The sequence below is a fragment of the Streptomyces sp. 3N207 genome (assembly GCF_052246355.1).
Classification (GTDB): Bacteria; Actinomycetota; Actinomycetes; order Streptomycetales; family Streptomycetaceae; genus Streptomyces.
In genome coordinates, this window is sequence record NZ_JBQQBV010000006.1 from 197,428 (window position 1) to 224,355 (window position 26,928).

At 71.5% G+C, this 26,928-nt stretch carries 25 protein-coding genes and 1 tRNA gene; 12 read left to right on the forward strand and 14 right to left on the reverse strand.

What is annotated here, in order from left to right; translation table 11 throughout:
• Window positions 1-150 precede the first annotated feature (150 nt).
• Entirely contained in the window at window positions 151-744 is a 594-nt protein-coding gene (locus ACTWP9_RS12340) for a histidine phosphatase family protein (RefSeq protein WP_443246112.1), read from the forward strand.
• Window positions 745-780: 36 nt separating this feature from the next.
• On the opposite strand, the gene ACTWP9_RS12345 is transcribed toward ACTWP9_RS12340, so the two are convergent.
• Window positions 781-2,247, reverse strand: coding sequence for a tetratricopeptide repeat protein (locus tag ACTWP9_RS12345; protein ID WP_443246113.1), 1,467 nt, complete (start codon window positions 2,245-2,247; stop codon window positions 781-783).
• 140 nt (window positions 2,248-2,387) lie between these two features.
• Between ACTWP9_RS12345 and ACTWP9_RS12350 the strand changes: the two genes are divergently transcribed.
• On the forward strand, window positions 2,388-2,807 hold the full coding sequence (locus tag ACTWP9_RS12350) for a hypothetical protein (RefSeq protein ID WP_443246114.1): 420 nt from the start codon (window positions 2,388-2,390) through the stop codon (window positions 2,805-2,807).
• Window positions 2,808-2,912: 105 nt separating this feature from the next.
• Here the strand turns inward: ACTWP9_RS12350 and ACTWP9_RS12355 are convergent, their stop codons facing one another.
• Window positions 2,913-3,500 carry a hypothetical protein gene (locus ACTWP9_RS12355; RefSeq protein ID WP_443246115.1) on the reverse strand — a complete coding sequence of 196 codons (588 nt, stop codon included), beginning with the start codon at window positions 3,498-3,500 and terminating at the stop codon, window positions 2,913-2,915.
• Window positions 3,501-3,585: 85 nt separating this feature from the next.
• On the opposite strand from ACTWP9_RS12355, the gene ACTWP9_RS12360 reads away from it, so the two are divergent.
• Window positions 3,586-4,467, forward strand: a complete 882-nt coding sequence (locus tag ACTWP9_RS12360) for a spermidine synthase (RefSeq protein ID WP_443246116.1) — start codon at window positions 3,586-3,588, stop codon at window positions 4,465-4,467.
• A 35-nt stretch (window positions 4,468-4,502) separates the two neighbouring features.
• Here the strand turns inward: ACTWP9_RS12360 and ACTWP9_RS12365 are convergent, their stop codons facing one another.
• Window positions 4,503-5,042, reverse strand: a complete 540-nt coding sequence (locus ACTWP9_RS12365; RefSeq protein ID WP_443246117.1) for a hypothetical protein — start codon at window positions 5,040-5,042, stop codon at window positions 4,503-4,505.
• Between the two features lie 44 nt (window positions 5,043-5,086).
• Between ACTWP9_RS12365 and ACTWP9_RS12370 the strand changes: the two genes are divergently transcribed.
• From ACTWP9_RS12370 to ACTWP9_RS12380, 3 genes are all read left to right on the forward strand, one after another.
• Window positions 5,087-5,809 (forward strand): response regulator transcription factor, encoded by a 723-nt coding sequence (locus tag ACTWP9_RS12370; RefSeq protein ID WP_443246118.1) that lies wholly within the window; start codon window positions 5,087-5,089, stop codon window positions 5,807-5,809.
• A gap of 30 nt (window positions 5,810-5,839) precedes the next feature.
• Complete coding sequence (locus ACTWP9_RS12375; RefSeq protein ID WP_443246119.1) at window positions 5,840-7,273, forward strand: sensor histidine kinase; 1,434 nt, start codon at window positions 5,840-5,842, stop codon at window positions 7,271-7,273.
• Between the two features lie 170 nt (window positions 7,274-7,443).
• Window positions 7,444-7,893 (forward strand): nuclear transport factor 2 family protein, encoded by a 450-nt coding sequence (locus ACTWP9_RS12380; RefSeq protein WP_443246120.1) that lies wholly within the window; start codon window positions 7,444-7,446, stop codon window positions 7,891-7,893.
• Between the two features lie 110 nt (window positions 7,894-8,003).
• Here the strand turns inward: ACTWP9_RS12380 and ACTWP9_RS12385 are convergent, their stop codons facing one another.
• On the reverse strand, window positions 8,004-8,234 hold the full coding sequence (locus ACTWP9_RS12385; protein WP_443246121.1) for a chaplin: 231 nt from the start codon (window positions 8,232-8,234) through the stop codon (window positions 8,004-8,006).
• Between the two features lie 335 nt (window positions 8,235-8,569).
• Here ACTWP9_RS12385 and ACTWP9_RS12390 point away from each other — a divergent pair, with 335 nt between their 5' ends.
• The 3 genes from ACTWP9_RS12390 to ACTWP9_RS12400 all read left to right on the forward strand — a co-directional run bounded on the left by ACTWP9_RS12390 (window position 8,570) and on the right by ACTWP9_RS12400 (window position 11,668).
• A complete protein-coding gene (locus ACTWP9_RS12390; protein ID WP_443246122.1) occupies window positions 8,570-9,607 on the forward strand; it encodes a chitinase in 1,038 nt (345 codons plus the stop codon).
• Window positions 9,608-9,826: 219 nt separating this feature from the next.
• Window positions 9,827-10,924: a LacI family DNA-binding transcriptional regulator gene (locus tag ACTWP9_RS12395; RefSeq protein ID WP_443246123.1), complete on the forward strand. Its 1,098-nt coding sequence runs from the start codon at window positions 9,827-9,829 to the stop codon at window positions 10,922-10,924.
• 72 nt (window positions 10,925-10,996) lie between these two features.
• Window positions 10,997-11,668, forward strand: a complete 672-nt coding sequence (locus tag ACTWP9_RS12400; RefSeq protein ID WP_443246124.1) for a M23 family metallopeptidase — start codon at window positions 10,997-10,999, stop codon at window positions 11,666-11,668.
• Between the two features lie 63 nt (window positions 11,669-11,731).
• Here ACTWP9_RS12400 and ACTWP9_RS12405 read toward each other — a convergent pair whose 3' ends face one another.
• A complete protein-coding gene (locus ACTWP9_RS12405) occupies window positions 11,732-12,214 on the reverse strand; it encodes a DUF6233 domain-containing protein (protein WP_443246125.1) in 483 nt (160 codons plus the stop codon).
• A gap of 135 nt (window positions 12,215-12,349) precedes the next feature.
• Between ACTWP9_RS12405 and ACTWP9_RS12410 the strand changes: the two genes are divergently transcribed.
• Entirely contained in the window at window positions 12,350-12,571 is a 222-nt protein-coding gene (locus ACTWP9_RS12410) for a hypothetical protein (RefSeq protein ID WP_443246126.1), read from the forward strand.
• Window positions 12,572-12,817: 246 nt separating this feature from the next.
• Here the strand turns inward: ACTWP9_RS12410 and ACTWP9_RS12415 are convergent.
• The 3 genes from ACTWP9_RS12415 to ACTWP9_RS12425 all read right to left on the reverse strand — a co-directional run bounded on the left by ACTWP9_RS12415 (window position 12,818) and on the right by ACTWP9_RS12425 (window position 15,077).
• Window positions 12,818-12,890 (reverse strand) — tRNA-His (locus ACTWP9_RS12415).
• Window positions 12,891-13,000: 110 nt separating this feature from the next.
• A complete protein-coding gene (gene orn / locus ACTWP9_RS12420; RefSeq protein WP_443246127.1) occupies window positions 13,001-13,606 on the reverse strand; it encodes an oligoribonuclease in 606 nt (201 codons plus the stop codon).
• A 28-nt stretch (window positions 13,607-13,634) separates the two neighbouring features.
• A complete protein-coding gene (locus ACTWP9_RS12425; protein WP_443246128.1) occupies window positions 13,635-15,077 on the reverse strand; it encodes a helix-turn-helix domain-containing protein in 1,443 nt (480 codons plus the stop codon).
• Between the two features lie 978 nt (window positions 15,078-16,055).
• On the opposite strand from ACTWP9_RS12425, the gene ACTWP9_RS12430 reads away from it, so the two are divergent.
• Complete coding sequence (locus tag ACTWP9_RS12430; protein ID WP_443246129.1) at window positions 16,056-16,577, forward strand: universal stress protein; 522 nt, start codon at window positions 16,056-16,058, stop codon at window positions 16,575-16,577.
• A 315-nt stretch (window positions 16,578-16,892) separates the two neighbouring features.
• Here the strand turns inward: ACTWP9_RS12430 and glmS are convergent, their stop codons facing one another.
• The gene (gene glmS, locus ACTWP9_RS12435; protein ID WP_443246130.1) at window positions 16,893-18,719 is read right to left on the reverse strand and encodes a glutamine--fructose-6-phosphate transaminase (isomerizing); all 1,827 of its coding nucleotides are present in this window, start codon (window positions 18,717-18,719) and stop codon (window positions 16,893-16,895) included.
• Window positions 18,720-18,946: 227 nt separating this feature from the next.
• Window positions 18,947-19,225, reverse strand: a complete 279-nt coding sequence (locus ACTWP9_RS12440) for a hypothetical protein (protein ID WP_443246131.1) — start codon at window positions 19,223-19,225, stop codon at window positions 18,947-18,949.
• Window positions 19,226-19,458: 233 nt separating this feature from the next.
• Between ACTWP9_RS12440 and ACTWP9_RS12445 the strand changes: the two genes are divergently transcribed.
• A complete protein-coding gene (locus ACTWP9_RS12445) occupies window positions 19,459-21,108 on the forward strand; it encodes a beta-N-acetylhexosaminidase (protein WP_443246132.1) in 1,650 nt (549 codons plus the stop codon).
• A gap of 247 nt (window positions 21,109-21,355) precedes the next feature.
• Here the strand turns inward: ACTWP9_RS12445 and ACTWP9_RS12450 are convergent, their stop codons facing one another.
• The 4 genes from ACTWP9_RS12450 to ACTWP9_RS12465 all read right to left on the reverse strand — a co-directional run bounded on the left by ACTWP9_RS12450 (window position 21,356) and on the right by ACTWP9_RS12465 (window position 26,918).
• Entirely contained in the window at window positions 21,356-22,315 is a 960-nt protein-coding gene (locus ACTWP9_RS12450) for a DUF4429 domain-containing protein (protein ID WP_443246133.1), read from the reverse strand.
• 75 nt (window positions 22,316-22,390) lie between these two features.
• A complete protein-coding gene (locus ACTWP9_RS12455) occupies window positions 22,391-23,563 on the reverse strand; it encodes an acyl-CoA dehydrogenase family protein (RefSeq protein ID WP_443246134.1) in 1,173 nt (390 codons plus the stop codon).
• A 2-nt stretch (window positions 23,564-23,565) separates the two neighbouring features.
• Window positions 23,566-24,735 carry a hydroxymethylglutaryl-CoA lyase gene (locus ACTWP9_RS12460; protein ID WP_443246135.1) on the reverse strand — a complete coding sequence of 390 codons (1,170 nt, stop codon included), beginning with the start codon at window positions 24,733-24,735 and terminating at the stop codon, window positions 23,566-23,568.
• Window positions 24,732-26,918: an ATP-binding protein gene (locus ACTWP9_RS12465; protein ID WP_443246136.1), complete on the reverse strand. Its 2,187-nt coding sequence runs from the start codon at window positions 26,916-26,918 to the stop codon at window positions 24,732-24,734. Before ACTWP9_RS12465 ends, ACTWP9_RS12460 begins: the two co-directional genes overlap by 4 nt.
• Window positions 26,919-26,928: the final 10 nt, after the last annotated feature.

The following is a 26,928-nucleotide window of genomic DNA, read 5'->3' on the forward strand; positions in this document are numbered from 1 at the left end:
CCTCAGGGGAGGGTGCGGTACCCGCCGAAGTCTCGCATCCTCTGCTGACAACGCGCCCCCCGCCCGGTCGTATCCGCGCGAGCTGCGCGAAGATGGAGCGGTGGTTTCCGGACAGACCGGAGCACCAAGAGCACGTCCGAGAGGTCCCTCATGGCAGCGCGCATCCTTCTCGTCCGGCACGGTCAGACCGAGTGGTCGGTGACCGGGCAGCACACCGGCCGCACGGACGTACCGCTGCTCGACGAGGGCCGCCGGGCGGCGAAGCTGCTGGGTGAGCGGCTGCACCGCGCGCCCTGGAACGGGCTGCCCGGCGCCGAGGTGCGCACCAGTCCGCTCTCCCGCGCCCGGGAGACCTGCGAGTTGGCGGGCTACGCGGGCGCCGAGCAGTGGGACGCGCTCGTGGAGTGGGACTACGGCGACTACGAGGGCCTCACCCCGGAGGCGATCCGCGAGCGCGCCGGGGACGACTGGTTCATCTGGCGGGACGGCGTGACCGGCGGCGAGAGCCTGGCCGAGGTCGGCGCCCGCGCCGATGAGGTGGTGCGCTGGGCGAGGTCCGCCGACCGGGACGTCCTGGTCTTCGCCCATGGCCACATCCTGCGGGTGCTGGGCGCCCGCTGGCTCGGCTACGACCCGTCCTTCGCGGCCCGCCTCCGGCTGGACCCGGCCTCGCTCTCCATCCTCGGCTGGGCCTACGGCGACCCCGCCGTCGAGCGCTGGAACGACACGGGGCACCTGGACTGAGGGCGCCGAACGCGAGCGCTGCGGCCGGCTGCCGGGTCAGGCCGTTGCCGCGTAGCGGTTGAGGAAGGCAGCGACCCCGGGCTCCCTCCGGCGGGCGCGCAAGCGTTCCGCCGCGGCCCCCAGCATGGCGCTGATCCGGGTCGACTGGACGGGCCCGAGGAAGTCCAGCGCCCGCGACCCCGCGCTGGCGGCCTGCGCGGCCTCGCCCTGTGCCGCGAGGTCACTCGCGAGCTCCGCGGTGAACAGCGCCCGGTTGCGGGTGAAGTGCGGGTTCTGCAGCCGTACGGCCCGCTCCGCGTGGTCCGCGGCGCGGTCCCACATCCCCAGCGCCGACCAGCACTGTGCTTCCAGGCCCTCCAGTTCGGCCTCGCCGAAGAAGCTCATCCACTCGGGGTCGTTGTCCGACGGCCCCTTCGCGAACAGGTGTTGGGCCCGCGCCAGCGCCTGCCGGCAGCCCGCCCGGTCGCCGAGTCCCGCCCAGCCGCCGGCCTCGCGCAGCGCGAGCAGCGACAGCAGGTGGCTGGAGCCCAGATTCTTCGCGGCGTGCTGGCCCGCCTGCGCGGCGCGTACTGCCTCGTGGGGGCGGCCCGCGTCCCGGGCGAGGAAGGCGGTGTTGCAGAAGGCGTGCGCCTCCAGGGCCGGGTCCTGGGCGACCCGCGCGGTGGCCAGCGCCTCCGCGTAGTGCGAACGTGCGTCGCTGTAGCGGCCCGAGTCGTGGGCCAGCCAGCCCACCGAGATGGCGAGTTCGCCCGCACCGGCGTGCAGTCTTTCGGTGACCGACTGGCGGTGGGTACCGGCGTCCAGCATGCCGTAGGCGGCGCGCAGCGAGCCGGTGGCCTGGCGGTAGAGCCCCGCCCCGCCGTGCCGGTCGTCGAGCAGCCGGATCCGGCGTACGGCGTTCTCGACGGCACTGGCCTCCGCGTCGCCCACGTGCGCGCGGGCAGCGGACATCGGCGGCGCCGGGCGGGCTGCCCAGGCGCTGGGCGCGGTACCGCCGAACGAGGCGGCGGCAAGGGCGGCGGGACCGCCCGTCATGAAAGCGCGACGTAGCACGTCGCTCTCCTCGTCGTACTCGGGACAGTTGGGGAATTCGGTGAGACCGGGGCTGTCGGGATGGTCGGTGAACGGGGGCAGTTGGGGGTGCGTCGGGTCATCGCAGCGCGTCGTGGTCTGCTGGGGCGCTTGCCCACCGGCGCGCGCCCCACGAGTGCGCGCCGCACGACCACGTACGGACTCTCGGGGTGCGAAGCCCATGTCCGTGAGCGAGTAGCCCGGGAACATGTGCAGAAACACCCGCTCGTAGGCGTAGTTGGGGCACCTGATCTCCCCGGACTCGACGCGGCCGATATAGCGCGCGTCGCACGAGACCTGTTCGCCGATCTCGCGAGCCGAACGGCGCACGTTCGCCGCGAACTCTCCCGGAGAGAGATGCCCCCTCAGTGCCCGGAAAGCCGTGTTGGGGCGGTGCTGCGGTGCTGGTGACGTTGAGGGTGACGACGCCATGGCGGAAACGTACCGGCTGTGACGGTGGCCACACCCAGGGTTTGGCTACAAACCGGATATCTCACCCTGGTTCTGCCATGAAGTGCCATCCAATGCGCTGGTTCGCCGCCGTAGCCGTTGACAAGGACAGCCGTTGAACGATGCACAGCAACCGCGAGGAGGGGTCTGAGTTGTTGGACACTGGCGTAGGCAACGGCACTCCGGCCGGGCGCGTCCCCGGCCCCTGTGATCTGGTGACCGTGCCGGCGCGGCACGGGCTGGAGGCCGTGGACATCCTCCGGCTCCGCGACGGCGTCGGCCCTGTGCTGCACGACCGCGCGGGTGACACCCTCGGCTTCCTCGTCCCGCCCGGCACCGCGGACTGCTGGGACCTGCCCGGCAGCGCCTGTACGCAGACGTACGGGCACGGGGCCCGCAGCGCGTCGAGTGAGCCGCCGGTGGCCGGCACCGGATGGCTGGTGTCGCCGGAGGGTGCCTACGCGCACGCCACCGAGCCCGCCGAACTCCGCGCCGCGCTCGGCGAGGCGGCCCGCACCATTGCCGCCGCCGGCCGGGTGTAGCAGACACGCCGAAGGGCTGCCCAGCGCCCGGCCTGCAAGGACGCTCGGCAGCCCAACCTATGAGTCGTCTCGGCGGGTCGCCTCGGCGATCCGCTCAGCAGCGCGTCAGCGGCCGAACGCGCCACCGCGCAGCGCCCGGGTGCCCGCCGGGCACACCATGGTCACGCGCTTGCTGCCGGACAGTACGGGCGTGATGTACCGGACCCGGTTCGAGCAGTCCACGAAGACCCGGAATGCCCGGCCGGAACAGGAAAGCGCGAAGACCCGCCCCGAAAGATGAGGGTTCCAGCAGCGCAGCGTCGACCGCGCCGGCGGTTCTTCCTCTCCCGCCTTTCCTGCCGGTGACGCCTTACCGCTTTCCTTGCCGCCGCTCTTGAGGTCCTTGGCCGAATAGTCGGCGTTTGCCGCCACACCGGCTGCCGTGGTGGTGGGTGTGACCGCGTGGGCCGCGGGAGCCACCGCCCCGCCGACCCCGAGCGCGAGCACCGCGCTCATGCCCAACGCAGCCAGGGAATTCCGAACTTTCATTCCTTTTTCTCTTTTCCTCAGTCGCACGGCCGACAGAGCCGGTCGCCCGATTCCCGGGGCGACAAAAAAGAGAATCAATGGCAGACAACAGCGAAAGCAAGAATTCAGCAGTTTCCGTATTTTCTGCATGGAACCTGGAAGAAGCTGCCGGACCGTACCGGACATGGGGGAATCGGTCCGGCAGACGCGCGGCGCCGGCGGGAGAACCGCTCGTGTGGGTTACCGGGAAAGAGTGCCGGACAATGGGCGTATGGCACGGGGTGGCAAGCGGCGCGACAAGCAGCGCGGCAGGGAGCGCGACAGGGCTGCCGTCGTCGCCCAAGTCGGCAGCGGCACCGCCTCGTTGGTGCCGGATCCCGACCGGCCGCACGCCTGGTCGCTGCTGCTGGACGAAGCCCCGCAGTCGCATGTCGACCTCGCCGATCCCACCCGTCTCGGCTTCGAGTACCAGCGCCGCCTCGGCCACCTGGTGGATCTCCTCGCGCCGCCGGGCCGTCCGGCGCAGGTCGTCCATCTGGGCGGCGGGGCGCTGACGCTGGCGCGGTACGTCGCCGCCACCCGGCCGCGCTCCACACAGCAGGTGATCGAGGTCGACGAGGAGCTGACCCGACTGGTGCGTGAGCACCTCCCGTTGGAGCGTGGCTGGCGCATCCGGGTGCGGAGCGGTGACGCACGCGAAGGGCTGGGGCGGCTGCCCGAGGGGTGGGCGGATCTCGTCATCGCCGACGTCTTCAGCGGTGCCCGTACTCCGGCGCACCTCACCAGCGTGGAGTTCCTGCACGAGGTACGCCGGGTGCTGCGCCCCGGCGGGTGGTACGCGGCGAACATCGCGGACGGCGCGCCGCTGCGCCATCTGCGGGCCCAGATCGCCACTGCGGGGGCGGTCTTCCCCGAGCGCTGTGTGCTCGCCGATCCCGCGGTGCTGCGTGGCCGCAGGTTCGGCAACAGTGTGCTGCTGGCGGCCGAGGGGGAGCTGCCCGTCGCCGAACTGACCCGGCGTACGGCGGGTGACCCGCATCCCGGGCGGGTGGAGGCGGGGCGCTCCCTGGACGCGTTCACGGCCGGCGCCGGGCCCGTGACGGACGCCACGGCGACCGCCTCCCCGGCGCCGCCCGACGGGACGTTCGACTAGCAGGGCGCTGCCGGCCCGCCGACGGCCCGGCCGCGCTATCCGTCGTACGTCTCGATGCGTGGTGCCGCGTTGTCCCAGCGGCAGAAGACGGACGAGGAAACGGTGCCGTCGGTGAAGGTCACCCGGATGTAGCCGGGGGCGTTCCAGACCTTCATCTGCCAGCCGGAATCGGGCGTCGCGGACACCAGCGTCCCGGTGTCGCCGCCGAGGTCGAAGACGGCTCTGCCGCCGCGTACGGTCGCGCCCTCGATGTGCCCGGTGTGCTCGTCGGGACCGGGCCCGTCCGTGCCGGGGCCGTCGGTGGTCCCGGTCGAGGGTTTCCGCGTGGGGGTGTCCGAGGGGGTGGGCGAGGGGGAGGAGGGGCGCGGCTTGGGCCGGTGGGTCGAGGAGGCGCGGGGCTCGGCCCGGCCGGAGGTACCGCCCGAGACGGGCAGCGCGCGGGGTGAGTCGTGGGTGGTGTCGTTCAGCGCTGTGTGCACGCCGAACCAGGAGAGCGTGGTGGCGGCGCCGGTGGCCAGGGTCCACGCGCCGGCGTTCAGCCAGCGGTGACCGGGAAGTCGTCTCAGGCGCTGCATCCCCGTCAGCCTAGGGCCAGTCGGCATGTCGTACGGTTCCGCCCATGGCAAGTGTGCTCGTGGTCGAGGACGACCAGTTCGTGCGCTCCGCCCTCATCCGGCACCTGACCGAGGCCGCCCACACGGTCCGCAGCGTGGGCACGGCGCTGGAAGCCCTGCGCGAGGTCGCACAGGTGGGATTCGACGTGGTCATCCTGGATCTCGGGCTGCCGGATCTGGACGGTGCGGAGGCGCTGAAGATGCTGCGCGGCATCACGGACGTCCCTGTGATCATCGCCACCGCGCGGGACGACGAGGCCGAGATCGTCCGGCTGCTCAACGCGGGCGCGGACGACTACTTGGTCAAGCCGTTCTCGGTGGCGCACCTGTCGGCCCGGATGGCGGCGGTGCTACGCCGTACGCGTACAGGGGAGTTCGGCGGCGGGAGCGGGGATCAGGCCGGGGACGGCGTGCTGCGGGTGGGCGGGCTCGTCGTCGACCCGCTGCGCCGGATGGCCCAGCTGGACGGGGTGGTACTCGAACTGACCCGCCGGGAGTTCGACCTGCTCGCCTACCTGGCGGGGCGGCCGGGCGTCGTCGTACCGCGCAAGGAGCTGCTGGCCGAGGTGTGGCAGCTCTCCTACGGGGACGACCAGACCATCGACGTGCATTTGTCATGGCTGCGGCGGAAGTTGGGGGAGACGGCAGCCCGGCCCCGCTATCTGCACACCCTGCGGGGCGTCGGCGTCAAGCTGGAGCCGCCACAGGACGAGGGTAGCCCGGCATGAGAGGGGGCTCGGTGTGAGAGGCGGTCCGGCGTGAGGTGGGCGCTGGTGAAGGTCTGCCTCGCCGTGACGGTGATGGTGGTGGTGGCCTTCGCCGTGCCGTTGGCGCTGGTCGTCAGGGAGACGGCCCGCGACCGGGCCTTCGCGGGCGCCGAACGGCAGGCGTCCGCCGTCGGCCCGGCCCTGGCCATCACCCGCGACCGCCGCGAACTCCAGCGCGCCGTCGCCATCACCCAGGCCGGCGCCGAGGGCCGGATCGCGGTCCACGTACCGGCCGGGACGGTCGACTCAGGCGGCACCGGTCAAACCGGTGACGTCAACGGCAACCGCGGTGAACTGCGCGTCGGGCACACCCGCGCGCCGGACGACCGGCTGGCCGCGGCGCAGCGGCTCGGACGGGCCTCGACGGTGGCTGTCGACGGCGGTTACGCGCTGCTGCGGCCCACCGCCGTCGCGGGCGGGAAGGTCGCGGTCGTGGAGGTGTTCGTACCCGACGAGGAGGTCACCCACGGCGTGGCCACCTCCTGGATGGTGCTCGCCGGGGTCGGCATCGCGCTGATCATCGGCTCGGTCGCGGTCGCCGACCGGCTCGGCACCCGGATGGTGCGGCCCGCCGAACGGCTCGCGGGCGCGGCACACGACCTGGGCGAGGGCGAACTGGATGTCCGGGTGCCCGAGGAGGGGCCGACCGAGCTGCGGTCGGCCGCCGTCGCCTTCAACTCCATGGCCGACCAGGTCGTCCAGCTGCTGGCCAACGAGCGCGAGCTGGCCGCCGATCTCTCGCACCGGCTGCGTACGCCGCTGACCGTGCTGCGGCTCAACGCGGCCTCGCTGGGGGAGGGGGACGCCGCGGACCAGACCCGGGCCGCCGTCGCGCAGTTGGAGGGCGAGGTGGACCGGATCATCAGCGCGGTCCGCGAGCAGCGCGCCCAGTCGCCGGGCGCGGCGCACTCCGCCGCCTCCGACGCGGCCGAGGTGATCCGGGAGCGGATGGCCTTCTGGTCGGCGCTGGCCGAGGACGAGGGGCGGGAGGCGCGGGTCGCCGGGGTGGAGCGGCCGGTGCGGGTTCCGGTCGCCCGGGGCGAACTCGCCGCCGCCGTCGATGCGCTGCTCGGCAACGTCTTCCGGCACACCCCCGAGGGCACCGCCTTCTCCGTCGACCTGCACAGCGGCGGACCCGGCAGCGAGGCCGTCATCGTGCTGGTCTCCGACGCGGGACCCGGCATCGCCGACCCCCGGGCGGCGCTGCGCCGTGGCCACGGCGCCGGTGGTCCCGGCTCGACGGGGCTGGGCCTGGACATCGTGCGCCGCGTCGCGGAGTCCACCGGTGGCGACGTACGGCTGGGGCGCTCGGTGCTCGGCGGTACGGAGGTGCGGGTGTGGCTCGCGCTACGGAACAGCGCCGGCCGCCGTCCGGCCACCGGCCGCCGGGGGCGCCGGGGCAGGCGGGCCCCACGCGTGGGCTGAGACCGTTTCCGACCCCGCGGACCTGCTGCCGACGGCTGCACGGGCCGGGAGTGGTGTGGTGGGTGGGTGGTGTGTGATGGGTGGGGCTGTGTGCCGTCGGGTGAGGGCGGTGGGTGGGGGTGAGAGTGGGGGTGCCGTCACCGCAGCCGTCGGAAGGAGAGCCGGAGTCCATGACCAGCGATGCCACCGTCGAGGGCCCCACAACCGACCCCACCGTCAACGCCTACCTCGCCGCCTTCGCCGACCGCGATGTGGACCGGCTGCTGGAGCTGGTGGCCGAGGAGGCGGCCTGGAGCGTTCCGGGCGACCCGGAGATCGTGCCGTGGGCGGGCACGCACCATGGCCGGGAGACCCTGCGGTACGGGTACTTCGGCCCGTTGTTCGAGGCGACCCAACTGCTGGCGTTCGACATCCTGCACACCCACGCGTCGGCGGGCGCGGTCTTCGTCAACGGCCGTTTCACCTATCGGTTCCGCCCCTCGGCCGAGGTGCTGGAGGACGAGTTCGTCATGCGGTTCACGGTCGCGGACGGCCGGATCACCTCGTACCGGATCTACGAGGACTCGCTCACGCTCGCCCGCGCCTACACCGGCGACCCCACACTGGGGCTGCTCCCCTGACTGTGTTTCAGTTCCCACCGACGGGACCTGGGTGCGGGCACGGAAAACGCCGCCGGGTCCGGACCGTGGAACGGACCGGACCCGGCGGCGCAGAAGCGGTGCGCTACCGCTTACTTAGCCTTGCACTCCTTGCCGATGGCCGGGTTCAGCAGGCCGACGATGTCGACGGTGTTGCCGCACACCTGAACCGGCAGGTGGATCGGAACCTGCACGGCGTTGCCGCTGAGTACACCCGGCGACTTGGCGGCACTGCCCTTGGTGCCGGCGTCGGCGGCGGCAACGGAGGCACCGCCGAGAACGAAGGTGGCGGTGAGGGCGACCGAGGTCAGCTGACGAAGCATGGTGTTCTTCCTCCAGGAGACAGACAACTTGGGCACTATCCAGGCACAGTGCCCCGGTCCCCGACGTTGTGACTTTCCGACGACCGTCGCATCCTCACTCCTCCGGGTGGCACGGGTGTGCGGCGAACGGAGTAACGGAGCACCCCCGCCTCCACGCCCCCGCCCCCGTCGTGCCGAACTCCCCGGCGAAGGCCGCCCCCTTAAGCAGGCCCTTTCCGCTGCCTTAAGAGCGCCCTAAGGACACCGGCCGAAGTCCGCAACACGGCGTTTGCCCGATTCACCGTCAGTAATGTGCTGCCTCGTTCCCACCCCCCACAGAACGAGGTAGCAACGCGATGACGAATTCAGCAGGCCACCGCCGCCGAACCAGCCGCACCGCCAAGGCCGCCATGGGCGCTGCCGCAGCGGCCCTCGTGACCGGTGGCGGTTTTTTACTCGCGGGCAACGCGACGGCGGGCGAGGAGTCGGCGCCGGCCCCGGAAGCCGGCGGCACACCCTTCGCGCCGTACGTCGACACCTCGCTCCAGCCCTCCTACGACCTGGTGGAGAGCGCCGGGAAGACCGGTGTGAAGGAGTACAACCTCGCCTTCGTCACCAGCGGCGGCGGATGCGAGCCCAAGTGGGGCGGCAGCCAGGAGCTGAAGGACAACCCGGTCGCCAAGCAGATACCCGATCTGCGGGCCAAGGGCGGCGACGTACGAGTCTCCTTCGGCGGCGCGAACGGCTCCGAGCTCGGGCTGGCCTGCAACTCGGCGGAGGAACTGGCCAAGGCGTACGGAAAGGTCATCGACGCCTTCGACCTGAAGAAGATCGACCTGGACATCGAGGGCGCGGCGCTGCCCGACACCGAGGCCAACGAGCGGCGCGCCAAGGCCATCGCATCGCTCCAGAAGAGCCACTCGGACCTGGACGTCTCCTACACCCTGCCGGTGATGCCCGAGGGCCTCACCGAGCCCGGCGTCGCCCTGCTGAAGAACGCCAAGGAGAACGGGGTGAAGGTCTCGGCCGTCAACATCATGGCGATGGACTACGGCCCCTCCTACGACGGGGACATGGGCGAGTACGCCACCAAGGCCGCCACCGCGTCCCACAAGCAGGTCGCGACAGCGCTCGGCCTCGACGACGCCGCAGCCTGGAAGGCGCTGGCCATCACCCCGATGATCGGCGTCAACGACGTCAACGTCGAGATCTTCAAGCCCGAGGACGCCAAGGAGGTCCGCGCGTTCGCCGACAAGCACGGCATGGGCTGGCTGTCCATGTGGTCCGGCACCCGTGACAAGCCCTGCCCCGGCGGGCCCAAGGACCAGGCGGACCCGACCTGCTCCAGCATCGACCAGCAGCCCTACGACTTCAGCAAGGCGTTCGCCGGCTGACCCGAACCACCCCCAGCCACCCCCCACACGCGGGGCGCGACGGTACCCACCCCCCACACTGCCGTCGCGCCCCGCACTCCTGCTTGCGCTTCCCCTTCTTCTCCCCCTTCCTGCTCCCTCTTCCTCCGTCATCCCTCCTTGCGCCGGGGCCTGTTGTAGTTGAATAGCCCCCTCGCCCGGGCTCCACGGGGTCCGGGCCCGCAGCACGGGGAGGGCACCATGGCAGCAGTGCGCGGCGGGCGGGTCCGCAGAGCAGCACAGACCGGGCCGACCCTGGAGGAGGTCGCGCGCCGCGCGGGGGTGGGCCGCGGCACCGTCTCCCGCGTCATCAACGGCTCGCCCCGCGTCAGCGACCGCACCCGCGCCGCCGTCGAGGACGCCGTCGCCGAGCTGGGATACGTCCCCAACCGGGTGGCCCGCGCGCTGGCCGCGGGCAGCGCGGACACCGTCGCGCTGGTGGTGCCCGAACCGGAGTCCCGGTTCTTCACCGAGCCGTACTTCCCCGCCATCGTGCAGGGCATCGGTGCCGAGCTTGCCGACGCCGACATGCAGTTGCTCCTGACGCTGCTGCACGGCCAGGAGGACCGGGACCGCTTCGCGCAGTACGCGGCAGCGCACCGTATCGACGGAGTGCTGCTGGTCTCCGTACACGCCGACCACACCCTGCCGGACCTGCTGGCCAGGTCCGACATCCCCGCCGTGCTGGGCGGCAGGCGCCGCGCCGCCGAACCGGTGCCGTACGTCGACTGCGACAACACCGGCGGCGCGCGCTCCGCCGTCGGCCATCTGCTGGCACGCGGTCGCGAGACGATCGCGACGGTCACCGGCCCCGAGGATGTGTACGCAGCCCGCTGCCGCGTCGAGGGCTATCGCGAGGCGCTGCGCGAGGCGGACCGGCCCTTGGACGAGGCCCTGCTGGCGTGCGGCGACTTCACCGAGGAGGGCGGGAACCGTGCGATGCGGCAGCTGTTGGACCGTACGCCGGGGCTCGACGCCGTCTTCTGTGCCTCGGACGTGATGGCCGCCGGCGCCCGGCGCGTGCTGCGCGAGGCGGGCCGCTCGGTACCGGACGACATCGCGCTCGTCGGGTTCGACGACTCGGTCGTGGCCCGCCATATGGACCCGCCGCTGACCACGGTCCGGCAGCCGATCACCGCCATGGGACGGGAGATGGCCCGGGTGCTGCTGGAACTGCTGGGCAAGTGGACACCGGGCGCGGCCCCGCCCGCAGGCTCGGGCTCCCGCCCGGTGCGGGGAGAGGACGACAGCCGGCACCGCATACTGCCCACCGAGCTGGTCTCCCGCGATTCGTCCTGACGGGGGATCACTGCATCCCTTGAACCGCGCGCCGGGCGCGGAGGACCTGCCATCGGCCGTTGTATCGCAGACATGACATCTACCGTGACCAGCAGCAAACCGCGGACGGGCACAGCACAGCGCCGTGCCCGTCCCCTGGCCGGCATCACGCTGACCGCCGCCCTCCTCGCCCTCCCCACCCCGACCCCCGCCCAGGCCGATTCCCTGCCGGAGCCCTCGATCCCCAAGACCGTCACACCCGTCCCCGGAACGCCCAGCCCTTCCCTCTCCTCCCCCTGGCCGGGCGGGTCGGCGGGGGAGAGCGCGGGGGAGGCGGGGGGCGGGGCCAGAAGGGCGTGGGTGCGACCGCTGGCTCTCTCGCGGGTCCGCGTCTCGCAGCCGTACGGCGTCCCGGGCAGCTGGGCGGCGGGCTACCACACCGGGATCGATCTCGCCGTCCGCGAGGGCACTCCGGTGCGGTCCGTCGGTCCGGGGACCGTCGTCCACGCGGGGTGGGCCGGTGCCTACGGCAACGCCGTGACGGTACGGATGACCGACGGCAAGTACACCCTCTTCGCCCATCTGTCCCGGGTCTTCGTCCGGGTCGGCAGCACGGTGCGCCCCGGCACCTGGCTCGGCCGCTCCGGAAACACCGGCCGCTCGACCGGCCCGCACCTCCACTTCGAGGTGCGGGCCCAGCGCGGCTACGGCACGGACATCGACCCGGTCCGCTACCTCGCCCGGCACGGCGTACGCCTCGTATGACGCGGGCCCGCGCCTCCCGTCACCCGCGCCCGCACGGCCGACGGCAGCGTCCGCCCCCGCCCGTCAGCGGCCGGGCCGGCCCAGCACCCGGTCCGGGCGGCAGACGTCGCACACCCGTGCCTCCTCGGTCCGCGCCAGCAGCTCCACCGCTTCCCGGGCGGTGATACGCCGGGTGAGCCAGCCGTCGCGGGCCTGCCAGCAGTCCCTGCGGTGTACGCACCACCACGGGCCCGCCTCGCCGACCCCCCGCACCCGGACGGCCACCCACTGCCGGCCGGCCACGGCGCCGACTGTCGGCACAGCGTGGTAGCTCTCGCCGGGGATGGGGGTGATGTTCTCGGCCGCGACGCTGATCGCGGTCGGGGCGCTCTTGGGTTCGGCGCGCCCGTCGGGGTGTTCGTAGCGGCTCGGCAGGATCGCCTCGCACTCGTACCACCAGTGGCCGTCGGGCGTACGGGAGCGGCCGGTGACGATCACGTCCAACTCCTGTCCGTCCGGCATCCGGGCCCGCGCCCACGGTCCCGCACGGTCGCGCCACTCACTCACGTACCGAATATTAGTTCGAATTGGAGAGCAGGTGCGCCGTCCGGGTTCATTCACGGCGGCGTTGTCGTGTTGTACCAAAAAGTGACACTTCGCCCGTCATCGTGGTGCTCGTCCAACCAACCCTTGGAGGTTCACATGCGCATGCGTATGCTCGCGCGTTCCGTCGCTGTCGGCTTCGCCGTCCTGGGCCTTGCCGGCGCCGCCGCGGGCTCGGCCGCCGCCTGGCCGAAGGGCCACCAGTACAACTGGGTGCACGAATCGGTCCACAAGGAGGACAAGAAGGTCTACGTCTCCGACGACGACACCAACATCGCCGACTCGGTCTTCTTCGTCTTCGGCCCGCAGGTGCTGGACTGAGCCGAGCGCTTCCCCGTGGCAGACGTCCAGCTCTGCCTGCCCGTCAGCACTGCGTTCCCGTCTCCCGGCTGGGAGGCCGGGAACGCGGTGCTTTTCATGCCCGGACTTCCCGTCCGGGTTTGCTGCGACGAGCGTGAACGCCCCCGCGCCGTACGCGAATTCCGGCCCGGAGGACCAGCGGCCCTTACCACACTGAAGAGGCCCTGTGGTCGGCGTCTCCGCCGACCACAGGGCCTCTGAGTGAAGGGTGATCGACGGGACTTGAACCCGCGACATCCTGGACCACAACCAGGTGCTCTACCAACTGAGCTACGACCACCATGTCCGGCGGGGGAGAGAAGATCTTCCCTGACCGGCCGCTACGAGTGTACAGGGTCCGGAGCCGTGCTCGCGCCCCGGTTTACGGGGGCCGGGCCCCGCCGCCCCGGGTCAGTCGGCCGGGGGCAGCACGTGCCGGGCTGCGATCTTCTTCGCCGTCTCCGAGTCGGGCCCGGGCTGCGGCACGAACACCGCCTCGCGGTAGTAGCGCAGCTCGGCGATGGACTCGCGGATGTCGGCCAGCGCCCGGTGGTTGCCGCTCTTCTCCGGGCTGTTGAAGTAGGCGCGCGGGTACCAGCGGCGCGCCAGCTCCTTGACCGAGGAGACGTCCACGATGCGGTAGTGCAGATGACTGTCGAGCGCGGACATGTCCCGGGCGAGGAAACCGCGGTCGGTGCTGATGGAGTTGCCGCACAGTGGCGCCTTGCCGGCCTCCGGGACCCACTCGCGTACGTACGCCAGGACACGGGCCTCGGCATCGGCCAGTGTCGTGCCCGCGTCCAGTTCCTCCAGCAGGCCGGAGGTGGTGTGCATCTGGCGCACCACCTCCGGCATCGCCTCCAGGGCGTGTGCGGGCGGGCGGATCACGATGTCCACGCCGTCGCCGAGTACGTTCAGCTCCGAGTCGGTCACCAGCGCGGCCACCTCGATGAGCGCGTCATCGGACAGCGAGAGGCCGGTCATCTCGCAGTCGATCCACACCATGCGATCGTTCATGTTCTTCACACTACGTGACGCGGCCCGCTCAGCCCGCTCCCCGGCCGCGCTGCCCCGGCACCCGCGGCGCGAACGCGTCCGACTCCGGTTTGCCCTGTTCAAGGCGCTCGGAGCGGTTCTGCTGGGCGTTTCTGTGCTCCCTCAGCTCGTGTCGGGTCTCGTGTCGGGTCTCGTGGCGGGTCTCCTGCCTGGTGCCGTACGCCGAAGGCCCTCCGGGCACCCCGGGCTCATGGCCGCCTCCGGAGTGCCCCGGGTGCCCGGCCTGCCCCGGGTGCCCGGTTTGTCCGGTCGGTCCTGAGTGCCCCGGGTGCCCCGGGTGCCCCGGCTGGGACTGGTGCGGCAGCCGCAGCGGGCTGTCCGGTCCCGGGCCGCCGCCGCCGGGGCCGGGGGCTGCCCCGGGGGCGCCCGCCCCGCCGGACCCCTCGTGGCCGTGCTCCCCGTCCGGCCGGCGCGCACGGTACGCGGCCCGGTAGGCGGCCGGGGAAGCGCCGAGCTGGCGGCGGAAGTGGCCGCGCAGCGCGACGGGCGAGCGGAAGCCGCAGCGGCCCGCCACCTCGTCCACGGAGTAGTCCGACGTCTCCAGCAGGCGCTGCGCCTGGAGCACGCGCTGGGTGATGAGCCACTGCAGTGGAGCGCTCCCAGTGAGAGACCGGAAGCGCCGGTCGAAGGTGCGACGGCTCATGTACGCGCGCGCGGCGAGCGTCTCCACGTCGAACTGCTCGTGGAGGTGTTCCAGCGCCCAGGCGACGACCTCGGCGAGCGGATCGGCGCCGATCTCCTCTGGTAAGGAGCGGTCCAGGTGGCGTGGGTGCCCCCCGGTCTCCTGGCCGTTGCCGCGGCGCGGCGGCACGACCAGGCGGCGGGCAAGCGCTCCGGCCGCCTCGGCACCGTGGTCGGTGCGTACGACGTGCAGGCACAGGTCTATGCCCGCAGCCGTACCGGCCGAGGTGAGGATGTCGCCGTCGTCCACGAACAGTTCGCGCGGATCGACGTGGACGGCCGGGTAGCGCTTGGCGAGCGTCGGCGCGTACATCCAGTGGGTGGTGGCCGGGCGGCCGTCGAGCAGCCCGGCTGCCGCGAGGACGAAGGCGCCGGTGCACAGCCCTATGACACGGGCTCCCTCCTCGTGTGCGCGGCGCAGCGCATCCAGTGCGGCCTGTGGTGGTGGCTGGGTGATGGAGCGCCAGGCAGGCACGACGACGGTGCCCGCGCGGGAGATCGCCTCCAGCCCGAACGGCGCGCTCAACTGGAGCCCGCCGGTGGTGCGCAGCGGCCCGTCCTCGCCCGCGCAGACCAACAGCCTGTAGCGCGGAACTCCGGCGTCTTGGCGGTCGATTCCGAAGACGGAGAGCGGGATGGAACTCTCGAAGATGGGACCACCGCTGAAGAGCAACACCGCCACGATCTCGCGCCGGCGGCGCGCGGCCAGCTTACGGGTCTCGACTGGGCCGTTCGTGGAGTCCTGGCTCATTGGAACTAAGCCCCCCTCAATCGTTGTGTTCCTCTCGGTCCATGCACATCTCCCCCGCTCTCCCCCGCAGCGAAAGCCAAGATCGAATCTACTGCGTCGGATGAGGTGGGCGGTGCAAGTTCGGCATCCGGCGCTATGTCGACATGGCAACTTGGCGTGAAGCATTCGATCACGAAGCGTTTCACTCAACGGCGCTTCAGGGAAGTACGCATGCCCTCTCTGCCCCATCAACGTAGGGTGCACACCCGCGCGGCGCTCCTTTCGCCCCTGGTGGCAGGGGGGTTGGGGAAGCGGGCTGCAAGGACTGCAAGGAGGTAGCAAGTTGGCTGAAATTCGAGGGGGGTCGGACGTGCGATTCAGTCACTCATGAGGCGCACGCCGGTGACGTAAGAGGTGTGTGAGGTACGTGTGACGCATGATGTACGCCCGGCGTACGCGGCTCGCGACGGTGCGTGACTTTTTGTGAGGCTGTGCGCGCCGGTGTGTCCCGGTGTGCGCCCTGAAGGGTCGTCTCGCGCCAACGCAACGATCGGGTCAGGTCGACTCCGCCGCTTCCCTCGAAACCGCACCGGTCGGCCCCTGGTGGACGGGAAGCGCTCCCACGATGCGTGACCAGCGCGGCACGAGGGGTGCACGAGTCGGCTGACCGGGCTGTTCGGCGCTTCTTCCGGCCATGGCAGCCCCTTACGCCTGTCAAGGAGGCGCGTAAGGGGCGTAACGCGGCATTGCGCTGCGGCCCGGGCTGAGGCATGCTCCGGGGTCAACTGCCTCGGTCGGTCGTCATTCTTTACCTGGGCAAGAGGTGAGTGCGGCCGTACCCTGTGGGTAAGGGACTTGGGAAGACGATTCCCGGTCTTCATCGAGCAGGCCGTACAGGCACCAGCAGTCTTCGACCGCGAGGTCGACCGAGCAGATCCGAGAGAGCGCAAGCCGTCCGTCGTCCCTCTGCACAGAGGACTCACTTCGCCGAGACAACTCATGGCAGGACACGAGATCCCTGACCCAGCAGACCGCAGGCAGGTCGCCGACTCGACGGCGATCCCCGAAGCGGCGGACGAGACGCGCCACTCCTGCGACCCGGCCTTCCAGCACGGCGTCGTCGTGGGCTTCGACGGCTCGGTCTCCAGTGAGCGTGCGCTGGCATACGCCATCGGTATGGCCCACCGCTCCGGCTCCGGACTGATCATTGTCCACGTCGCCAACCGGCTGCCCACCACCGTATGGGCGGGGTGCGAGCCGCCCGTCTTCGTCGATGTCCCCGATCACCGCACCGAGGTGCTCGGGCTCGAACTCGCCTGCGCCGATCATCTGGCGGAGGTGCCCTGGATCCTGGTGGAGCGGGGCGGCGACATCTGCCACGAGCTGGAGGAGGTCGGCAGCGAGTACGCGGCCGACGCCATCGTGGTCGGCTCGACGCACGGGCTGGTGGGGCGGATCTTCGGTTCCGTGGCCGGCCGGCTCGCCCGGCGCGCCCATCGCCCGGTCATCGTCGTACCCTGACCCGCCGCTCCCGATGTCCCGGTACGGGACGCCGACTCCCTTGCCTGTGCCGTGAGTTCGGCGGTGGCGGATTGCCGTGCATCGACAAATCTACCCACCCGTAGAGGTGGGTTGTGCGCTTGTGAGGGGCATACAGACAACACACGGGTGGCCGTGACCCGAGGGCGTGCTGCTGAACGGGAGGTGACGGTCCCGACGGCAGCCCACCCGCCGGCGTAATGGGCGACGCCGGCACAGGGGAGGCGGAATCCCGCGCGGTTGGTGGCCCGCGCGGGATTCCGCCCATTCGCGCGCCTCACGGCGCTGAAGCCTCTCTTACTCCACGGTGACCGACTTGGCCAGGTTGCGGGGCTTGTCGATGTCCCGGCCCAGGGCGAGCGCCGTGTGGTAGGCCAGCAGCTGGAGCGGGATGCCCATCAGGATCGGGTCCAGCTCGTCCTCGTTCTTCGGCACGACGATGGTGTGGTCGGCCTTCTCCTGCTCCTGGTGCGCCACGGCCAGGATGCGGCCGCTGCGGGCCTTGATCTCCTCCATCGCGGCCCGGTTCTTCTCCAGCAGATCGTCCTCCGGCACGATCGCGACCGTCGGCATCGCGGGCTCGATCAGTGCCAGCGGCCCGTGCTTGAGCTCGGAGGCCGGGTACGCCTCGGCGTGGATGTAGGAGACCTCCTTCAGCTTCAGGGACGCCTCCAGCGCGACGGGGTAGCCGCGTACCCGGCCGATGAAGAGCATCGAACGCGATTCCGCGTACAGCTTCGCCAGCTTCTCGATCTCCGGCTCCTGCTTGAGGATCTCGGCGATCTGGCCCGGCAGCCGGCGCAGCCCCTCGATGATGCGCTTGCCGTCCTTGACCGACAGGTCGCGGATCCGGCCCAGGTGCAGGGCCAGCAGACCGAAGGCGACCACCGTGTTGGTGAAGCACTTGGTGGAGACGACACAGACCTCGGGCCCGGCGTGCACATAGACCCCGCCGTCCGCCTCGCGGGCGATGGCCGACCCGACGACGTTGATCACGCCCAGCACCCGGGCGCCCTTGCGCTTGAGCTCCTGGACAGCGGCGAGCGCATCGTAGGTCTCGCCGGACTGCGAGACGGCGATGTAGAGCGTGTCCGGGTCGACGACCGCGTTGCGGTAGCGGAACTCGCTGGCGGGCTCGGCGTCGGCGGGGATACGGGCCAGCTCCTCGATCATCTGGGCGCCGATGAGGCCCGCGTGGTACGAGGTGCCGCAGCCGAGGATCTTCACCCGGCGCACGGCGCGTGCCTCGCGCGGGTCCAGGTTGAGGCCGCCGAGGTGAACGGTGGCGAACCGGTCGTCGATGCGTCCGGCCAGCACCCGGTCCACCGCGTCCGCCTGCTCGGCGATCTCCTTGTGCATATAGGTGTCGTGACCGCCCAGGTCGTAGGACTCGGCGGCGTACTCCACCGTCTCGGGCGAGGAGGAGGTGCGGGAGCCCTCGGTGGTGTAGGTGCGGTAGTCGCCGGCCTTGATGGTGGCCATCTCGCCGTCGTCCAGGGTGACGACCTGGCGGGTGTGCGAGACCAGGGCGGCGACGTCCGAGGCGACGAACATCTCGTTCTCGCCGATGCCCAGCACGACGGGCGAGCCGTTGCGGGCCACCACGATGCGGTCGGGGAAGTCGGCGTGCAGCACGGCGATGCCGTAGGTGCCCTCGACATGCCGCAGCGCCTCCTGGACGCGGGTCTCCAGGCGCTCGGCCTGGGCACCGGCGATCAGATGGGCCAGTACCTCGGTGTCGGTGTCGGAGGCGAAGGTGATGCCGTCCGCGGTCAGCTTGGCGCGCAGCTCGGCGGCGTTGTCGATGATGCCGTTGTGGACGACGGCGACCTTCTCGGCCGCGTCGAGGTGCGGGTGCGCGTTGACGTCGTTGGGTACGCCGTGGGTGGCCCAGCGGGTGTGGGCGATGCCGGCGGTGCCGGTGAAACGCTTCGGGATGCGCTCCTCCAGATCGCGGACCCGGCCCTTGGTCTTGGCGGTCTTCAGCCCGCCCGGCTTGCCGCCCGTACCGGCCTGGATGGCGATGCCCGCCGAGTCGTAGCCGCGGTACTCCAGCCGCTGGAGACCCTCCAGCAGGAGCGGGGCGGTGTCGCGCTTACCGATATAACCGACAATTCCGCACATACAGCTGATGCCTGCCTCTCCGTCGTGCTCTGCTGTTTCTTTCTGCTGTTTCTGCTGCTTCCAGCTGCTGTTCTTGCTGCTGTTTCTGCTGCTCTGCTGCTGGCTGCCGCTGTTTCTGCTGCTGTCTCGCCCGTTTGCCTCTGCCGTTTGCCTCTGCCGTTTTCTTTGGCGTTTCCCTCTGGCGTCGGCCGCTGGCGCTGTCGCTGATGGGCCGTGCCGCTTCGTGATCAGCCGTACACGATGCGGCGGAGCTGTCTGAGGGACAGCTGGGGCGGTGCCACGGCGCGATGTGGCAGTTCGGCCTCGATACGTTCGAAGATCTCGGAGTTCGTCAGGCCCTTGGCCTGGAGCTCGCGGTGCCGACGGCGGACGAATTCGGAGGTCGTCTCGTCGAAGTACGACAGGACATCCAGCACCACCCGGGCCGCTTCGCCGCGCTGGAGCGGCGTCGTACGGACCAGGTGGTCGATGAGGTCCTCGTGGACCGGCGTCTGGGCGTCGAGCACCCGTCGATACTGCGGTCTCAACGCCTCGATCGCAAGAAATCTGCCCGATAGCGGGCACCGCGTGGCGAAAACGGCGCGGAAGGGGCGGGAAAAGGTGCTCTCCGATGTCTTCACGGCGCTGGTCGGGGCGGTCATTATGGCGAAGTGTCCTGAACACGGCTTTCGTTGAGAGTGCGCCATCCCGGTGAACAATCGTTCGAAGGGATCCTCTGCGGATCCCGGAGGGATCGCTGATGGGACGACGAATCGGACCGTTACTGGTCCTCTGCGCCTCACTTCTCGCCGCCACCGCCTCGCCCGCCACGCCGGCGACCGCCGCCGGCACCGGTGCGAAGGACGCGGCCACCGCCCGCTCGCCCCGGCCGCTCGACCAGGTGATACCCGCGCCCGCCTCGGTACGGGAGAAAGGCAGGCCGTACGCGATCAACCCGCGGACGGTGATCCGGGTGTACGGCGGGCAGGGCCAGGACCGGCGGAGCAACCACCGGCGCGGGGCCTCGAAAGACGTACGGCAGGTGGCCGAACATCTCGCCGAGCTGCTGCGGCCGGCCACCGGCTACCGGCTGCCCGTCACCACCAGCCCCGGACGCGACGGCATCCAGCTGCGGCTCGGCGGGCACCGGACGCTGGGTGCCGAGGGCTACCGGCTCGATGTGGGGGAGCGCGCCGTCAAGCTCAGCGCACGGGAGCCCGCCGGGCTCTTCCACGGGGTGCAGACCCTCCGGCAGCTGCTGCCCGCCGCCGTCGAGGCCCGCAGCGTGCAACCCGGGCCCTGGCCCATCGCGGGCGGCACCATCACCGACACGCCGCGCTACGCCTACCGGGGCGCCATGCTGGACGTCGCCCGCCACTTCTTCCCCGTCGGAGCGGTCAAGCGCTACATCGACCAGCTCGCCCTCTACAAGGTCAACACTCTCCATCTGCACCTCTCCGACGACCAGGGCTGGCGCATCGCCGTCGACTCCTGGCCCCGGCTGGCCGCATACGGCGGTGGCAGCGAGGTCGGCGGCGGCCCCGGCGGCTACTACACCAAGGCCGACTACCGCGAAATCGTGCGCTACGCCTCGGCGCGGCACCTGACCGTCGTCCCCGAGATCGACATGCCCGGACACACCAACGCGGCACTGGCCTCCTACGCGGAGCTCAACTGCGACGGCGTCGCACCGCCCCGCTACACCGGTATCGAGGTCGGCTTCAGCTCGCTGTGTGTGCCGCTGGAGCGTACGTACGACTTCGTCGACGACGTGCTCCGCGAACTGGCGGCCCTGACGCCCGGTCCCTATCTCCACATCGGCGGGGACGAGGCACACGCCACCAGCCATGAGGACTACGTCACCTTCATGCGGCGCGTGCAGCCCGTCGTCGCCAAGTACGGGAAGAAGGCCATCGGCTGGCACCAGATCACGGCCGCGCCGGACCGCGGCACCGTCGCCCAGTACTGGGGCTACGACCGGACCGGCGCCGAGGAGCGGGCCCGGGTGGCCGAGGCCGCGCGGCGGGGCACCAAGCTGGTGCTCTCCCCGGCCGACCGTGCCTACCTCGACATGAAGTACGACAAGGACACCCCGCTGGGTCTCTCCTGGGCCGGCTACGTGTCCACCCGGCGCTCCTACGACTGGGACCCGGGCGGCTATCTGGAGGGGGTGCCCGAGCGGGCCGTGCTCGGGGTGGAGGCGCCGCTGTGGTCGGAGACCATCGCGACCAGCGCACAGCTCGAGTACCTGGCCTTCCCGCGGCTGCCCGGTGTGGCCGAACTGGGCTGGTCGCCCGCCGCCACCCACAACTGGGACGGCTACCGGAAGCGGCTGGCCCAGCAGGGGCCGCGCTGGGAGCTGATGGGTGTGAACTACTACCGGTCGCCACAGGTGCCCTGGCCCCGGTGAGGTTTCCGGTTGCTGGTGGGTGCTGGCTGGTGCGGGTGGGTGCTGGCTGGTGTGGGTGGGTGCAGCTTGCTGCCGGTGGCGGGTGGCTGCTGCGGGTGGGTGCGGTTGCTGCGTGTGGGTGCCGGTTGCTGTGGGTGGGTGCAGCTTGCTGCCGGTGGGGGCTGGCTGCTGTGGGTGGGTGCGGTTGCTGCCGGTGGCGGGTGGCTGCTGTGGGTAGGTGCCGGCTGCCGCCGGTAGAGGCAGCGTGCTAGAAGCGGTCGAGGATGGCCTTCTTGGCGAGGGCGAACTCGTCGTCCGTGAGCACGCCTGTGCTGTGCAGCTCACCCAGCTCGCGCAGCCGGCGCAGCAGGCCGTCGTGGTCCGCCGTGGCTGGGGAGGGGGCGGGAGCGCTCAACTCCGGGGCCCTCGACCCGGCCCCGGCCTGGGCCCCGGCCTCGGTCCCTGGTGTCCCGGCTGTCTCTGGTGTCCCGGCCGTCGTGTCCGCCGGGGGCCCCGCCAGCGGGTGCGGGAGCCGGGCGACCACCGCGGCGGCCAGCAGCACCGCGCCGCCCGTCTCCCTCGTCTGCCGTACGCCCCACAGCAGCAGGCAGTTGGGATCGTGCTGGGGCTTGAGGGCCGGGTAGGTGCCCCTGGGGCGGAAGCGGAGGCTGCCGTTCTCCCAGCCGAGCGCCGGGATCCACTCCACGCCCTCCAGCTCCTGCAGCAGCAGTCGGCGCGGTCCGGCCGAGGACTTGCTCTGCTCGGCCATCCAGTTCCACTCCAGCTGGATGTGTTCACCGTCGAAGGCGACGGTGCCGTCCGTGCCGGTGGCGGTCAGCGGTACGGGAGGCCCCGGCAGCAGATAGCGGTCGCACGGGGTGTCGGGGACCTCCTCCAGCAGCAGGGCGTTGCGTACCTCCTCGACGAAGTACTCGGCCACGCCCGTGCGGTCCCTCTCCACCGCCAGCTGATACGGGTCCGCGGCGTCCGGCAGCCGTCCGCCGGCCACCTGGGAGAGCGGGTCGGCGCCGTCGCGCAGCCGCAGGCGGAGTCTGCCGCCCTTGCGCCCGCCGGGCTCGTAGGCGATCCCCGCCACCGCGCGCAGCGGCACGGCCACCTCTCCCAGGACCTTGCGCAGTTGGTGTACCTGACGCTCGGTGCCGGGCACGATCCTGACGGTCTCCCCGTCGAAGGTCCATGCCCCGGCCCGCTGGAGGATTTCCGCCATACCCCGATTATTTAGCCTCGGGGTGCGGGGGTCACCCCGCCCGGCCCGCCCCGTCCGGCTCCCGGGGCAGCGGCCTCACGCCCCGTCGCCCACCCCCAACTCCCGGGCCACCAGCATGCGCTGCACCTCGCTGGTGCCCTCGCCGATCTCCAGGATCTTCGCGTCCCGCCACATACGCGCCACCGGATACTCGTTCATGAAGCCGTAGCCACCGTGGATCTGAGTGGCTTCACGGGCGTTGGTGACGGCGATCTCGCTGGAGTACAGCTTGGCCAGCGCCGCCTGCTTCTTGAACGGCTCGCCCGCCAGCAGCCGGGTGGCCGCATCCCGCCAGGCCAGCCGCGCGGTGTGGGCGCGCATCTCCATGTCCGCGATCTTGAACTGGATCGCCTGGTTGGCGCCGATGGGCTTGCCGAAGGCGGTACGGGTGTTGGCGTAGCGCACCGACTCGTCCACACAGCCCTGGGCGAGGCCGGTGGCCAGCGCGGAGATCGCGATCCGGCCCTCGTCCAGAATCCGCAGGAACTGGGCGAAGCCGCGGCCCGGTTCGCCCAGCAGGTTGGCCTTCGGGACGCGGACATCGGCGAAGGACAGCTCATGGGTGTCCGAGGCGTTCCAGCCGACCTTGGAATACGCCGGTGCGACGGTGAACCCGGGGGTGCCGGACGGGACGATGATGGTGGAGATGCGCGGCGCGCCATCGTCCTTCCGCCCGGTGACGGCGGTGACGGTGACCAGCCCCGTTATCTCCGTACCGGAGTTGGTGATGAAGGACTTGGTGCCGTTGATCACCCACTCGCCGGTGTCCTCGTCCAGCACGGCAGTGGTGCGGGTGCCGCCCGCGTCCGAACCGCACTCCGGCTCGGTCAGCCCGAAGGCGCCCAGGATCTCGCCGGTGCACAGCCGCGGCAGCCACTCGCGCTTCTGCTCCTTCGTACCGAAGAGGTACAGCGGCATCGCGCCCAGCGACACCCCCGCTTCCAGCGTGATGGCGACGGAGGAGTCCACCCGGGCCAGCTCCTCCAGGGCGATGCACAGCGCCAGGTAGTCGCCGCCCATTCCGCCGTACTCCTCGGGGAAGGGCAGGCCGAACAGGCCCATGGAGCCCATCTGCCGGACGATTTCGTACGGGAACTCATGCTGTTCGTAGAACTCGCCGATCTTGGGTGCGACCACATCGTGGGCGAACTCCTCGACGGTGCGGCGCAGTTCCTCGTGCTCGGGGGAGAGGCGGTGGTCGAGTGCCATGGTCACTGCTCCTTGGGGGAGGCCGTGCCGGTGAGGGCGCGGACCGTACGGGACGGGCTTGGTCGGCCCAGTTGCTCGGCCATCCAGTGGCTGGTGGCGCTGAGCCGGGCCAGGTCGACTCCCGTTTCGATGCCGAGGCCGTGCAGCATCCAGACGAGGTCTTCGGTGGCGAGGTTTCCGGTGGCGCTCTTGGCGTACGGGCAGCCGCCCAGCCCGCCGGCCGAGGCGTCCACCGTGGCCACCCCGTGCTGAAGCGCCGCGAGGGTGTTGGCGAGGGCCTGGCCGTAGGTGTCGTGGAAGTGCACGGCGAGTACGGGGCGGGCCGGTGGCGTGGAGCCGGGAGGGCGGGGAGCGCTGGGAACGTTGGGAGTGCCAGGAGTGCCGGGAGGGCGGGGAGCGCTGGGAGCGTCGGGAGTGCTGGAAGTACCGGGAGCGTCAGGAGTACGGGGAGTGCTGGAAGCGCCGGTTTCGGCCGTCGTGGGCAGCCCCGCGGTGCCTAGCGCCGTGAGGAGGGCGTGGACATGGCCGGGGGTGGCGACGCCGATGGTGTCGCCCAGGCTCAGCTCGTCGCAGCCCATGCCGGCCAGTGCCTGGCACACCCGGACCACCTGCTCGACGGGGACGGGGCCCTCCCATGGGTCGCCGAAGCACATCGACAGATAGCCGCGCACCCGAAGGCCCTCGTGCTTGGCGCGGGTCACCACGGGCTCGAACATCTCCAGTGCACCGTCGACCGTGCGGTTCAGATTGGCCTTGGCGAACGACTCGGTGGCGCTGGCGAACACAGCCACCTCACGCGCCCCCAGCGTCAGCGCCCGCTCCAGCCCGCGCGCGTTGGGCACCAGCACCGGCAGCCGCACCTCCGCCAGACCGCTCAGCCGCAGAAACAGCTCCTCCGCGTCGGCGAGTTGGGGGACCCACTTGGGGTGCACGAAGCTGGTGGCCTCCACGGTGCTCAGCCCCGCCGCCGCCAGCCGTTCGATGAATTCCGCCTTCACCTCGACCGGGACGATCGCCGACTCGTTCTGCAGTCCGTCCCGCGGGCCCACCTCATGGATCCGCACCCGGGCCGGCAGACTTCCCTCGCCCTCCAGCGGGAAGACCATGGGCAGGTCCGCCGGTGAACCGCCGGGCCGGCCGCCTGGTGTCGTGGGGGTCGTCACGTCCGTCATTCCGCCGCCTCCGTTCCGGCCGCCGGCTCGCCGTCCTCGTACGGGTCCACCACAGCGAGCACCTGGTCCATCGCCACCGTGCTGCCCGCCGTCACCTCCAGCTCGGCCACCCGGCCGGCGTGCGGCGCCGTGATGACGTGTTCCATCTTCATGGCCTCCACCACCAGCAGGCTCTGGCCCGCCGCCACCTCGTCGCCGACGGCGGCCTTGACCACGGTGACGGTGCCGGGCATGGGTGCCGTCAGCGCGTCGGCACCGTGCGCGCTCCCGGCCCGCCGCAGAGCGTCCGCCACCGGATCGTGGCCGCGCACCTGCCAGGCTTCGCCGTCCCGGCCCAGCCACACCCCCGGGGTGTCGCCGTCCATGCACAGGGCGCGGGTGAAGGTGCGGCTCATGCCGTCCCAGTCGAGCCGCACCGTCGGACCGTCGGCCGCCGCGCCCGGCGCCAGCCGCGCCCGCACCGGGGTGGCGCCGTCGACGCTGACCTCCATCTCGCCCGGAGCCGGAGGCCCTTCGGGGCGCCTGCCGTCCGGCGCGGCCGGGCGGACCCGCACCGCCACCGGATCGCGGCCGGGCACCCGCAGATGGTGCACCGTCCAGGCCCGCTGCCCGCCGAGCCGCCACCCGGACGGCACCGAGAACGGGCTGACCCAGCCGGTGGCCCCGCCCCCCGGAGTCGGCCCGGCCTCCGGAGCGGCACCCGGTGTGCCGGTGGGGAGCTGCGCCGTACCGGTGTCCGGGGTGAGCGCCGCCTGCCGCAGCAGTGCTGCCGCGCCGTACACCTCCTGGGGCACGCCGTCGGGCAACAGCCCGGCCGCCGCCCGGTCCACCAGTCCGGTGTCCAGCTCGCCCGAGGCGACCTCGGGGTGGGCCAGCAGAGCGCGCAGGAACGCCGTGTTGGTGTCCACCCCCAGGACCGTCGTCCGCGCCAGCGCCGCCCGCAGCCCACGCAGCGCCGCGGCCCGGTCGGGGCCCCACGCTATGACCTTGGCGAGCATCGGGTCGTACGTCGTGCCCACCTCCGTGCCCTCGATCAGCCCGGAGTCCGTGCGTACCCCCTCGCCCTGCGGTTCCTCCAGCAGCAGCACCCTCCCGGCCGAGGGCAGGAAATCCACGCGGCCGTTCTCGGCACCTGGCGCGAGGCGTGCAGTCTCCGCGCAGATCCGGGCCTCCACCGCGTGCCCGTCCAGGGCGATGTCCTTCTGCGTGAAGGGCAGCGGCTCCCCGGCGGCGACCCGCAACTGCCACTCCACCAGATCGAGCCCGGTGATCAACTCGGTGACCGGGTGTTCCACCTGGAGCCGGGTGTTCATCTCCATGAAGTAGTACGACCCGGAGCCGTCGCCCGGCACGATGAACTCCACCGTCCCCGCGCCCAGATAGCCGCACGAGCGTGCCGCGTTCACCGCCGCCCGGCCCATGGCTTCCCGCGTCGCCGCGTCCAGCAGCGGACTGGGGGCCTCCTCGACGATCTTCTGGTGGCGGCGCTGGAGTGAGCACTCGCGCTCTCCCAGATGCAGCACATTGCCGTGGCCGTCCGCCAGCACCTGGATCTCGATATGCCGGGGCCGGTCGATCCACCGCTCCACCAGCAGCCCGTCGTCGCCGAACGCGCCCCTGGCCTCGCGGCGCGCTGCGGCGATCTCGTCGGGCAGTGCCGCCTCGTCGCGCACCAGCCGCATGCCCTTGCCGCCGCCACCGGCCGACGGCTTGAGCAGCACCGGGAGGCCCGTCTCCCGTGCCGCGACGGCCAGTTCCGCATCGGTCAGCCCGCTGCCCGAGGAGCCCGGAACCACCGGGACGTCCGCCTCACGCACCGTCTCCTTGGCGCGGATCTTGTCGCCCATCAGCTCGATGGCCTCAGCGGACGGCCCGATGAAGGCGAGGCCCGCCTCCGCGCAGCGCCGGGCGAATGCCGCGTTCTCCGCGAGGAATCCGTACCCCGGGTGGACGGCCTGGGCGCCGCTGCGCTGTGCCGCCTCCAGCAGCCGGTCCGCGCTCAGATAGCTGTGGACCGCCGCCGCGGGCCCGATCCGCACAGCGGTGTCGGCCTCCCGCACATGGCGGGCGTCGGCGTCCGCGTCGCTGTGCACCGCGACGGAACGGATTCCGAGCCTCCGCAGTGTGCGGATCACCCGCACCGCGATCTCGCCGCGGTTGGCCACCAGCACCGTGTCGAACATCGGCCCTCTC

Coding starts and splice junctions, on each gene's coding strand:
- ACTWP9_RS12340 (WP_443246112.1), top strand. CDS start 151: ATGGCAGCGCGCATCCTTCTCGTCCGGCACGGTCAGACCGAGTGGTCG.
- ACTWP9_RS12345 (WP_443246113.1), bottom strand. CDS start 2,247: ATGGCGTCGTCACCCTCAACGTCACCAGCACCGCAGCACCGCCCCAAC.
- ACTWP9_RS12350 (WP_443246114.1), top strand. CDS start 2,388: ATGCACAGCAACCGCGAGGAGGGGTCTGAGTTGTTGGACACTGGCGTA.
- ACTWP9_RS12355 (WP_443246115.1), bottom strand. CDS start 3,500: ATGTCCGGTACGGTCCGGCAGCTTCTTCCAGGTTCCATGCAGAAAATA.
- ACTWP9_RS12360 (WP_443246116.1), top strand. CDS start 3,586: ATGGCACGGGGTGGCAAGCGGCGCGACAAGCAGCGCGGCAGGGAGCGC.
- ACTWP9_RS12365 (WP_443246117.1), bottom strand. CDS start 5,042: ATGCAGCGCCTGAGACGACTTCCCGGTCACCGCTGGCTGAACGCCGGC.
- ACTWP9_RS12370 (WP_443246118.1), top strand. CDS start 5,087: ATGGCAAGTGTGCTCGTGGTCGAGGACGACCAGTTCGTGCGCTCCGCC.
- ACTWP9_RS12380 (WP_443246120.1), top strand. CDS start 7,444: ATGACCAGCGATGCCACCGTCGAGGGCCCCACAACCGACCCCACCGTC.
- ACTWP9_RS12385 (WP_443246121.1), bottom strand. CDS start 8,234: ATGCTTCGTCAGCTGACCTCGGTCGCCCTCACCGCCACCTTCGTTCTC.
- ACTWP9_RS12390 (WP_443246122.1), top strand. CDS start 8,570: ATGACGAATTCAGCAGGCCACCGCCGCCGAACCAGCCGCACCGCCAAG.
- ACTWP9_RS12395 (WP_443246123.1), top strand. CDS start 9,827: ATGGCAGCAGTGCGCGGCGGGCGGGTCCGCAGAGCAGCACAGACCGGG.
- ACTWP9_RS12400 (WP_443246124.1), top strand. CDS start 10,997: ATGACATCTACCGTGACCAGCAGCAAACCGCGGACGGGCACAGCACAG.
- ACTWP9_RS12410 (WP_443246126.1), top strand. CDS start 12,350: ATGCGCATGCGTATGCTCGCGCGTTCCGTCGCTGTCGGCTTCGCCGTC.
- orn (WP_443246127.1), bottom strand. CDS start 13,606: ATGAACGATCGCATGGTGTGGATCGACTGCGAGATGACCGGCCTCTCG.
- ACTWP9_RS12425 (WP_443246128.1), bottom strand. CDS start 15,077: ATGAGCCAGGACTCCACGAACGGCCCAGTCGAGACCCGTAAGCTGGCC.
- ACTWP9_RS12430 (WP_443246129.1), top strand. CDS start 16,056: ATGGCAGGACACGAGATCCCTGACCCAGCAGACCGCAGGCAGGTCGCC.
- glmS (WP_443246130.1), bottom strand. CDS start 18,719: ATGTGCGGAATTGTCGGTTATATCGGTAAGCGCGACACCGCCCCGCTC.
- ACTWP9_RS12445 (WP_443246132.1), top strand. CDS start 19,459: ATGGGACGACGAATCGGACCGTTACTGGTCCTCTGCGCCTCACTTCTC.
- ACTWP9_RS12450 (WP_443246133.1), bottom strand. CDS start 22,315: ATGGCGGAAATCCTCCAGCGGGCCGGGGCATGGACCTTCGACGGGGAG.
- ACTWP9_RS12455 (WP_443246134.1), bottom strand. CDS start 23,563: ATGGCACTCGACCACCGCCTCTCCCCCGAGCACGAGGAACTGCGCCGC.
- ACTWP9_RS12460 (WP_443246135.1), bottom strand. CDS start 24,735: ATGACGGACGTGACGACCCCCACGACACCAGGCGGCCGGCCCGGCGGT.
- ACTWP9_RS12465 (WP_443246136.1), bottom strand. CDS start 26,918: ATGTTCGACACGGTGCTGGTGGCCAACCGCGGCGAGATCGCGGTGCGG.